This window comes from Tenacibaculum sp. ZH5_bin.1, from assembly GCF_042865525.1.
Classification (GTDB): domain Bacteria; phylum Bacteroidota; class Bacteroidia; order Flavobacteriales; family Flavobacteriaceae; genus Polaribacter; species Polaribacter mesophilus.
This window is the reverse complement of sequence record NZ_JBEGIO010000009.1, coordinates 1-9,620: the sequence shown is the minus strand read 5'-3', so window position 1 is coordinate 9,620 and position 9,620 is coordinate 1. Positions and strand designations below refer to the sequence as shown.

Annotated in this window: 6 protein-coding genes and 1 pseudogene; all 7 read right to left on the bottom strand. The window is 33.6% G+C overall.

The window, feature by feature from the left end:
• Positions 1 to 11 precede the first annotated feature (11 nt).
• Positions 12 to 1,370, bottom strand: coding sequence for an endonuclease/exonuclease/phosphatase family protein (locus ABHQ57_RS15395; RefSeq protein WP_167714166.1), 1,359 nt, complete (start codon positions 1,368 to 1,370; stop codon positions 12 to 14).
• Positions 1,371 to 1,373: 3 nt separating this feature from the next.
• Positions 1,374 to 5,051, bottom strand: a complete 3,678-nt coding sequence (locus ABHQ57_RS15390; protein ID WP_167714167.1) for a hypothetical protein — start codon at positions 5,049 to 5,051, stop codon at positions 1,374 to 1,376.
• Positions 5,052 to 5,161: 110 nt separating this feature from the next.
• On the bottom strand, positions 5,162 to 5,599 hold the full coding sequence (locus ABHQ57_RS15385; RefSeq protein ID WP_073184917.1) for a hypothetical protein: 438 nt from the start codon (positions 5,597 to 5,599) through the stop codon (positions 5,162 to 5,164).
• Positions 5,556 to 5,915 carry a hypothetical protein gene (locus tag ABHQ57_RS15380; RefSeq protein WP_047790760.1) on the bottom strand — a complete coding sequence of 120 codons (360 nt, stop codon included), beginning with the start codon at positions 5,913 to 5,915 and terminating at the stop codon, positions 5,556 to 5,558. Before ABHQ57_RS15380 ends, ABHQ57_RS15385 begins: the two co-directional genes overlap by 44 nt.
• Before the next feature lie 193 nt (positions 5,916 to 6,108).
• Positions 6,109 to 7,032: a type IX secretion system membrane protein PorP/SprF gene (locus ABHQ57_RS15375; RefSeq protein ID WP_047790761.1), complete on the bottom strand. Its 924-nt coding sequence runs from the start codon at positions 7,030 to 7,032 to the stop codon at positions 6,109 to 6,111.
• A gap of 4 nt (positions 7,033 to 7,036) precedes the next feature.
• Entirely contained in the window at positions 7,037 to 8,266 is a 1,230-nt protein-coding gene (locus ABHQ57_RS15370; RefSeq protein WP_167714168.1) for a gliding motility-associated C-terminal domain-containing protein, read from the bottom strand.
• Between the two features lie 13 nt (positions 8,267 to 8,279).
• Positions 8,280 to 9,620 (bottom strand): annotated as a pseudogene (locus ABHQ57_RS15365) (hypothetical protein); the annotation flags it as partial.

Genomic DNA, 9,620 nt, shown 5'->3' with positions numbered 1-9,620 from the left:
TGTATATATTGTTATATATCTATAATTAAAGGAAGATGATCGCTGGTACTTCTTATATGACCATAATTTGACCATCCTTTAAACTGGCTAAGGCCTCCAATAGTTCCAGGTGCTATCCCTCCATTTCCTCCCGGACCATTAGGAGGAAGAGGTAACGCTACAGGTAATCCAGCATTTGGTGCTCCAATTGGTATTTGACTCATATTTGTAGCATATACATAATGACCTGCAGGAGCTCCTCCAGGAGTTGGCATCACCCTATTATAAGGGCTTCCAGTAACCCTATTAATTATGGTTATGTTTGCTGCGGGTCCCCCTGCTGCAGCTCCATATCGAGTTAAAATATTGTCAATACTATTATAGCCTTGAAAATTAGGATTACTTCCAACGTATTCATATCCAGGATATCCATTCGTAAACCAAGGTTTTGCTTTATTACTAGTTTTTATATGTGTAAAAACATACCCTTTATCTGGCCATCCGTTATTAGCTGTTGGATTTATGGCTCTAGTATATCCTGCACCTGCAGGTAAAAAACTAATGAGGTTATTATAGGCTATAGGCTCAAAGTAAGCATTGAAAATATTAACATTAAAATCTCCTACAATAATTCCTACTTCGTCTGCATTTAGATCATTTGTTATTTCTCTTACGTTGGAAAGCTGATTTGTACCATTTGCTGCTGCTACATTATTAGGTGGTGCATGATATGACAATAATTTTATAGTTCTATTATTAGCTGCCTCCCAAAATGTTGTTAAATATGGTGGTCGATTTCCAACTCCAGGAAATTGTAATCTATTCGGAGGCATTGCATTATCTGTAAAAAGCCATTGCCCTGCTAACCTATTAGAATTTATTCCTGCATTGATATTACCTCCAGGAACAGCTACTGCAGGTAAACAATTGTTCCAAGGAGCTGCGTAGGTCGCTAGATTTGGCGCTCCAATATTAGCTATAGAATCTGACGAATTTCCTCCACCTTGCCAACCACACGGACCACTAAAATTAAGATTAGCACTGTTATAGTAGACAGATATTCCTTCTGAAACACCTCCTACACCAAGAATCAGAGGAGGTACTAGCATCCAGTTTACCCCAAGTGCAGCTCTAATTCTATTTAATAAATCCAAAGCTCCTTGGCTACCTCCTGCTGTCACAAGAGTTCCTTCAGCTCCTCCTCCAGTAGAAGTCTCTACTATTACCAGAATATCTGGAGGATGGGCGACAATAGTATCCATAATATATTGTCTTCTATTTACAGATGCTGCTTGACCTGACAAAGAGCTTCCACGTTGCCTTTTTCTACTTGGGTTATTTATTTTATTAATACCAAACTGCTGTATATTCCAATAGAGTACTCTTGCCATAGCTTAAGGTTTTGTTTTGTTATATGCTGCATACCATCCTAAACTTTTGGCAGTAGCTCCTGGGTTTGGGTTACCAAAAAGTAAAAAATTGGTACTTCCTCCTGGTGGTAGTTTGAGAATTCCTAAAAACTTCAATGCTATTTTACTCAATGTCATTAAATATGATTGTTGAGCTTCTACATATTCTAATTTTAAAGTATCAATAGATAATTTTAAAACTCCTTGTAGACTAAGAAGTTTAGCATTACTGCTGGTTCCTGGGAGTTTTATTCCTACAAATGCGTTATAGGAAGTATCGGTCGCTTTATTCCCTGGACTCCATGCAATCAATAAACTAGCATTAAAATCTAATGACGCCGCTAATTCACCGGGAGTTCCCATATTTAAGGTCATTTCTAGTCCATACCAATTTTCTGAAAGCCCAGTAGTATTGATTCCTGGCAAACTTAAATTAAGATATCCTAAACTAGAAGGTTTGGTATCCTTATCTCCACTGACAAGGTTATTGATTTGTAGTGCAAAGTTAGGGTATAAACTTAGCTGTCTAGTTGTACTAAGATCTGAGTTAAATACTATTTTTGAAGCATCAAAAGCGTAATCTACTACTGTTGGTGTACTGATATCAAAAGCCATATCAATATATAAGTTGCTATAACTTAAACCATCTATAATATCTGTATCTGTACCATTACCAAAAGAAAAAGCGTCCATGATAATTGTTTTTTCTTCAGTTTCATTTGTTTCAGGAGTGGTTGTTTGCATTACTGCATAGTTTAAATACCCCCACATAGCAAAACTAGATTCTATATAAGTTGCTTTTGGATCGGTTGTTAATGTATTAAACTGAATTTTGGTAATTTCTACATTTTTAAGAAGGTTGCTATCAAAATAAAATAAGTTATCATCCGTATTTTCAAACACATACACTGGTGTACCATCATGATCTTGATAAGTTCCATCAAGCACTACTGTATTTAGAGTTTTAGAACCGTATTTATTATTCGTTCCTATAACGGTATCAGAAAATAAATTGTTCATCGTTAATTGCACCTTACTCTGGAAAAATTTTATCGCTGTATTTTCAAAAAGAACTTGTAATTGAAGTACTTTAAAATCGTAAGTAGCTCCCGCTAAAGGAGGTACAGGCTTATTAGTATTTAACCCTTGTAATAATTGTTGCTGATAAGCTGTGTCTAGATAATTAATGAGTCCAAATAGAGAACTCTTTTTTTGCATTTGAATTTCACCGTCAGCATTTACTTTATTGACTTCTATTCCAAAATGATGTGCATTAAATCTAGTCAAGTCAATACCAGAGATCAATCCTTTTAATTGTTGAGGAAACTCTTGTAAATCAATATCGGCTTTGAGCACCAATATTCCGTTCCAATCTTTATTGTTTATAATATTATGGAACTTTTCATACAGAATTGCCTGATTACTTTCTGGGTGTTCTAAACCATATTGATAAGCTTTTTCAGCATCTTCTATATAACTCTGTATCCATGATGAAATAGCTATTAACTGTTGATAAGCATTGGCTGGATCTTCAACTCCTTCTGTATTGAAAGTATTGGGTTGAGTCCAAGTTTTTGGATTTTTAACTCTATCTAATAAAGTCCCTTTACAAAATTTAAAAATAACTACGTTATTATAATCAGCATAAGTATTTGTTGTTCCTACATTAATATCAAATGGCCAATCTTCAATTGACATTTTGTTATTAAATATAGCCTCTGATGTAGTCTGCCCCCCTTGTTCTCCACTTTTAGAAAATAATGCTCCCAAATGATTGTTTTGAGTTGCTACTAAAAACTGCTGATTGGTTAAAAAAGCACTCTGTAATGTAGTGGATAGATTTACAAAGCTCATCTGGTACTGGGCTGGGTCAGTTGGTGTCTGGTTTTCAGGATACAAATATTCAGGTGTAGCCCCCTGATGAATATCATTTTGTCCTAAGTTGAGTAAACTCCAAGCTCCATTATTATTTACATTTGCTATTAATCCTTGCGGAGTTGTAGAACTTGTATAACTACCATCTACGTTACTCAAAAGTCTTTTTCTTTTGCTTACACTTTTTGATGCTCTTTGCGTAGTTAATTGTGCTGCAATAAGTGTTTTTCGTTCTTTACTAAGTACTTCAGATTCAAAACTAGTTAAATTATCGTTTCCTGGTTTTTGAGAATCTGCTTCTACTGCCAAGTATGGAACAATAGGAACATAAAAATTTTGTTGAGGCATATCTACACTAGGTTCATAAAAGCCTAGTAAATTAGATTTACCCGTAATAACTTGGCTTACTCCATGATCTTTAGCAAATAAAGAAGCGCCTTCAGGCTGAGAAACATATTGTACATTCTCAGCTACATCAGATATAATATTACACCATCCTGTTAAATATTTATTTTCTAAAGTTGGACTATTGGTTCCTGGGTTTACCAGTGAAAGTTCTTGTGCAGGAAAATTTGGAGCGTAAGCTGATTGTTTACTTTTAAATCGTAATACATCTCCTACAGGAGTTCCATCTTTAATGGAATAAGGTGTAAAAGAGATAGTTTCTGTTCCTGACAACCCTGGTAGAAAGTCAAATTGTCCATTTTCATCTACTTGATCTGATTCTGGGTCTAGAAAAAAATCGCCCTCAGGTTGTAAGTAAAATCGCTCTGTTTCATTAATATCTCTGGGAGAAATAAGTAACAAGGAACTATTAGGTAATGGAGTTAAATTGTTAGACGGATTCGTGTTTTCAATTAAATTAACTTTTGGCCATAAAGTAATAGAGTGCCCTGTATTTATTGAAAAAAAGCTAGGTAAATAGCAAGGTGTCGATTTTCCTGAAGTACTATTAAAAATGCTTCCTGTAAACGCAAAATAGGTATTTAACCCTTTTTTATTTCCTATATCTAAAGGATCAATAGCCGCTTGGGTCATTGCATACTCTACATCAGATTGAGGTTTAAAAATAGGATAACTATATTTTTCAATACTCTTGTCTGTTGGTTCTGTATGGTAATAACAAGTTTCTGAATAAAAGGCCTTAAAATCACTTTCTAAATTAAATCCTATTGGAAAACTAAATGCACCACAATTATATTGAGTAAATGCTATAGATATGTCTTTATTAAGCAACGTATCACTTCCAAATTCTTTACTGTTAAAAGATATATTGGGACTGTTTAAATCGTAATTTAATTGTATTTGTGTAGCTGCACCTTCTGGAATGAAAGATACTTCTGTATTATTTCTAATTGATAATGTTGCAAAACCATTTCCCATAGTGTAATTAAAAGTTTGGCTAACCTTAATTACATTCTGAGAGTTCACATAAAAATTAATTGCAATAACATTTTCATTGGTTGGTTTTGAATTTACATCTAACAACCAAGCAGTGGTAATATTATTTGAAAAGTTTTCTCTATACTTTTGTAAATAAGCTCTTACTTCGTTTATATATTTAGTAATATTTTCAGCATCAGGAGCATTTTCAGCAAAAAGAAAATAAACAGAAAGTTTTTTTGCTTTTGATAAAGTAAGTGTAGATTCTTTATAGGTAGAATCTTCTGGTAGTACTATGGCAGACCATTCATTAAGTTCTGGTGTTACGTTAATATACAATAACGGATCTCCAGAATTCACATTACTAAATAAAGTACCCTCAGTATCTTGTAGAGTTGAACCCATAGCATTAGAATAATATGTGTGTAAAATAACTTGGTAGTGCAATAAAGTATGAGTATCAAAACTGAGGAATTGAACCCCCCCCTTAAAAAAGCATCGTGATACATTATAAACTAATCATCCTTAGGACATAAAATAGATACAATTACTATTACATCGTAAGGTGATAAATTGGATACAATCAGTTGACTCCCTTTAAAATCAGCGACAGCTATAAGCTGCTGTCTAATCTTTAAAATATGAATACCATTAAACGAGGTACTGTCATTAAATTTTACATTATTAGTATCTCCTGTGTTAACAACAGTAGCTTGCTGAGCTTTACTAATATTATTAATGTAACAAATACATTGAGACCCGTTATTGGTATCTAATACAGCATATTCATTCTTTAAAAGCACAATTGTATCCAGTTTGGATTTTGTAATACTTTGAGAAAATGCTGCATTACTCGCTAATACAAAAAAAGCAAGGATTGTACATACTATATACAATCCTTTTTTTTTATTAACCTTGTGTAGTTTGTGCCTGAATTTCTGCAGTTGCATCATTCTGAGCATTAGTAATATTAGAAACGGTTACTTGCGAACCTGCAAAATCTCCATTACACACCACACTATAAGATGGTGAATTTGGCGGAATATTAAATAATCCATTAGCAGGTTTAGCAGCTCCATTGTCATAACAATTAACACCTGCAGGCGCACCTGCTATTGTAAAAGTTAGTGTATTAGCTCTACTAGAATTTGTAATAGTAAGAGTAGATTGTGAACCATTCGCTGTATTCCAGGTTGCAAACTGACCTGAATCTATAGCTGCTGAACCTTGTTGGTTAATTACTGGGTTTTGTGTTGCAGTAGTTGCCATAATTTAAAAGTTTAATTAGTTAGTGGTAACGAAGTTAAACTCTTATTTCCCTTTTTCTTTGAAAAAAACTATGAACGTAATAATACAAAGTATTAATGACTATAATTTTGATACAAGTGTTTTTTACCTCACTACAAAAAAAACACAAACAACTGAATTAAAACAAGTTAAAATTAAACACCCATATTACTTTCTAAAAAAATCTTGGTTTTTTATAAGTATCTTCTCTTAATTTAAAATCGAATAATAGTAAAAACTCGTGCGACCCTGAACTAAATTCTCCTAAGTTAGATATAGTATGATCATACGCATAACCTATTTGTAGATTTTTCTTTATTTTAAAATTAACTATTCCACTCCATGAATCATCTAACCTATGAGATACTCCGAATTCCACTTTATTATTCCACAATAGATTTAATGATAAGTCCAATGACAAAGGTGTCGAATCTGCGTACTTAACTAATGTTGATGGTTTTAACTGAAAGTTATTCTTTAAATCCACCACATATCCTGCTGTTAAAAAACTGTGCATCTTTTCGGATGCTTTAGTTATTTTCCCGTTCGATCTTTCAAAATGTAATGTTTCTAGTAAATTAGGTATAGAAATTCCTACATAAAATTTTTCTTGGTAATAGAATGCTCCCACTCCAAAATTAGGATGTGTTTTGTTACTGTTCTGATTAAACTTAGGATCATTCGATTCTACTTGATTTAACGTTAACAGTCCTATTTGTTGAAAAGTTGCTCCTCCTTTTAACCCAAAAGCTAACTTGGCTTTTTCTGATGTGTTTATAGTAAAAGAAAAATCGGCATAAGCATGTGTTTCACTTACGGGACCTATTTTATCATGAAGTAAAGATAACCCCAACCCAACTTTTCTACTTACAGAACTATGTACAAATCCACTAAATGTCTTTGGAGCTCCACTAACACCTACCCATTGTGACCGTGCCAATAGCCCTAAACTTATTCCTTCTTTACTGCCTGCATAGGCAGGATTAATAACTGCCATATTATAAATATATTGAGTGTATTGAGGATCTTGCTGAGCTAAACCTTTACTACTTATGTTTATTAATAAAATGAGTAGTATTACATATGCTTTCTTTTTCATATAGCTACTTATTTAAGTACAGCCAACCTTGGTAAGGCTTTGTTTTTCCGTCATTAAAATCTATTACATACCAATAAGTTGCAGCTGGCATGACTTCTGTATCTCCAGTTAATGTTAATTTACCTTGTGACTTTCCATTCCACCAAACTGGATTCAACTCATTATTATTACTATAATTATATACTACATTTCCATACCTATTGTATATTTTCATCTTAAATTTAGGGTATTTCTCTGCTAAATCGGGGATTACAAATTCATCATTAACACCATCGTCATTGGGAGAAAAAGAGTTAGAGGTAGAAAAATCTATAACAGGATCAATTGATCCTCTTTTTTCTTCACAAGCCAATGTAAAAATGCCGTAACCAGAAACCCTGGCAGTTATACTTTTATCTGAAACATTTATGCTAATATTTTTTCTTTCTCTTATCCATTTCTCTCCGTTCCATCGTACTATCATTATTTTACTTGGATCTGAATAAATATCTTCTGATGTAGTTACATTACTCCATGTTAAAGTTAAGTTTATCAACTCATTATTAGATTTGTTTTGAATTTCCCAAAACTCATTCATGTCTATTAAACCAATATCTTCTTCTTTTTTATCGAAATTAATGTTTGCCTTTTCCCAATTAAAACAGACATAAAATTTTGTAGTTGGATCTGAAGGAGCAGAAATAGTTACCGTTCTTGGTATAAAAGTTTTTGACTTATAGTCTCCTACAGGAAAAGTAAAACTTTCGTTTCCTATTTTTTGTGCTTTATTATTCACATAGCTTTTATTACTTATCCCCATGTTCGTTGCTCCATTTAAATAAGTAACTATCCCATTTTCTTCAACTTTCAAAATACCGTTTTCAAAAAATGTAGTTCCTACTATTTCTATTTCTTTACCTAAATTAAAAACTAATCCCTCTAATTCATTATTGAATTCTACAAACATAAAACTAGAGGTTCCTCTACCTGAAATAGCTTGATTTTCATTACCTACAAAACTTGTAAACCCAGTTATTTTGTTATTAGAAAACTTAAACTTTCCATTATTTGTAAAGTTTTTAAACAAGTACAAATCACCATCATTTGTAATTGCTCCATAATCATTTATAAGTACATCTTCATGAATACTTACCAATGTATTTTCAGAAACATAAAGAGATCCAATACTTGTTACTTGAGCTTTAACAGTCATAACAAAGCACATAATTATTGATGATATTATTTTTTCTTTCATAATTATCAACTTATTATAAAGAAGTACTATCAATTTTATACCAATAGTAATTGGTTCCATCAAAACCACATTGTATCGTTATAGAAGAGTTAATTCCTAACAAGGATATACCTAATGAACTTAATCCAGACCCTTTTATAGAGCCACCTCCTATTATATTTAAATTTAAAGCTACTGAAAGTCCTATTAATAAGCCATTACCTGCTCTGTTTACAATCACCAATTTATTTCCTAGGTTACTACTATTGGGAGTTGGTATTGTTATATCTTCACCTAACCCGAGATTTAGTAATCCTGTTTGTTCAATAATTACTGTACCATCTGAATTAGTAATAGTTGTGGTGCTGGTAGGGTTCTTAACAACTCTTATACTATTTAATCTTGCTAAGTAAGAATTAATGTTTGCAATATTTGTTTGATTTGTTGTTGCTAAAGTATTATTTCCTGCTACATTTCCTGCTAAAGAAGAAGCTCCTATATCTACAGTTCCTCCGTTTACTAAACTAATGGTATTCCCACTTAAACTTAAATCTTGCGTGTCTGAATTTACAACACTCCATGTTATTCCATCACTAGTTTTATATAATATTCCTGAAGCTGTATCCGTATAAACTTGACCAGCAACACCTGTAACTGTTCCATTAGGGTTTCCCACCCCTGATAAAGTAGTATCCTGTCCTGCAGCTCCTGTATCTCCTTTTAATGAAGTGATAAAGTCAGCTTCAGTTCCACTGTTTCCAGCGTCTAACCAAACTTGATAGGCTGATTTTCCGTCTACTCCGTTGGTTCCATTCGTTCCTGCGGCTCCAGTATCTCCTTTTAAAGAAAGGATAAAGTCAGCTTCAGTTCCACTGTTTCCAGCATCCAACCAAACTTGATAGGCTGATTTTCCGTCTACTCCATTCGTTCCCGCAGCTCCGGTATCTCCTTTTAATGAAGTAATAAAGTCGGCTTCAGTTCCACTGTTTCCAGCATCTAACCAAACTTGATAGGCGGATTTTCCGTCTGTCCCATTGGTTCCATTCGTTCCCGCGGCTCCTGTATCTCCTTTTAATGAAGTGATAAAATCGGCTTCAGTTCCACTGTTTCCTGCATCTAACCAAACTTGATACGCAGATTTTCCGTCTACTCCGTTCGTTCCATTCGTTCCCGCAGCTCCGGTATCTCCTTTTAATGAAGTAATAAAGTCAGCTTCAGTTCCACTGTTTCCAGCCTCTAACCAAACTTGATAGGCTGATTTCCCGTCTGATCCATTGATTCCATTCGTTCCCGCAGCTCCAGTGTCTCCTTTTAATGAAGTAATAAAGTCGGCTTCGGTACCACTGTTTCCAGCATCCAACCAAACTTGATACGC

Bases quoted from the DNA above. Each gene is read 5' to 3' on its own strand.
- ABHQ57_RS15395 (WP_167714166.1), bottom strand. From the start codon at position 1,370: ATGGCAAGAGTACTCTATTGGAATATACAGCAGTTTGGTATTAATAAA.
- ABHQ57_RS15390 (WP_167714167.1), bottom strand. From the start codon at position 5,051: ATGGGTTCAACTCTACAAGATACTGAGGGTACTTTATTTAGTAATGTG.
- ABHQ57_RS15385 (WP_073184917.1), bottom strand. From the start codon at position 5,599: ATGATGCAACTGCAGAAATTCAGGCACAAACTACACAAGGTTAATAAA.
- ABHQ57_RS15380 (WP_047790760.1), bottom strand. From the start codon at position 5,915: ATGGCAACTACTGCAACACAAAACCCAGTAATTAACCAACAAGGTTCA.
- ABHQ57_RS15375 (WP_047790761.1), bottom strand. From the start codon at position 7,032: ATGAAAAAGAAAGCATATGTAATACTACTCATTTTATTAATAAACATA.
- ABHQ57_RS15370 (WP_167714168.1), bottom strand. From the start codon at position 8,266: ATGAAAGAAAAAATAATATCATCAATAATTATGTGCTTTGTTATGACT.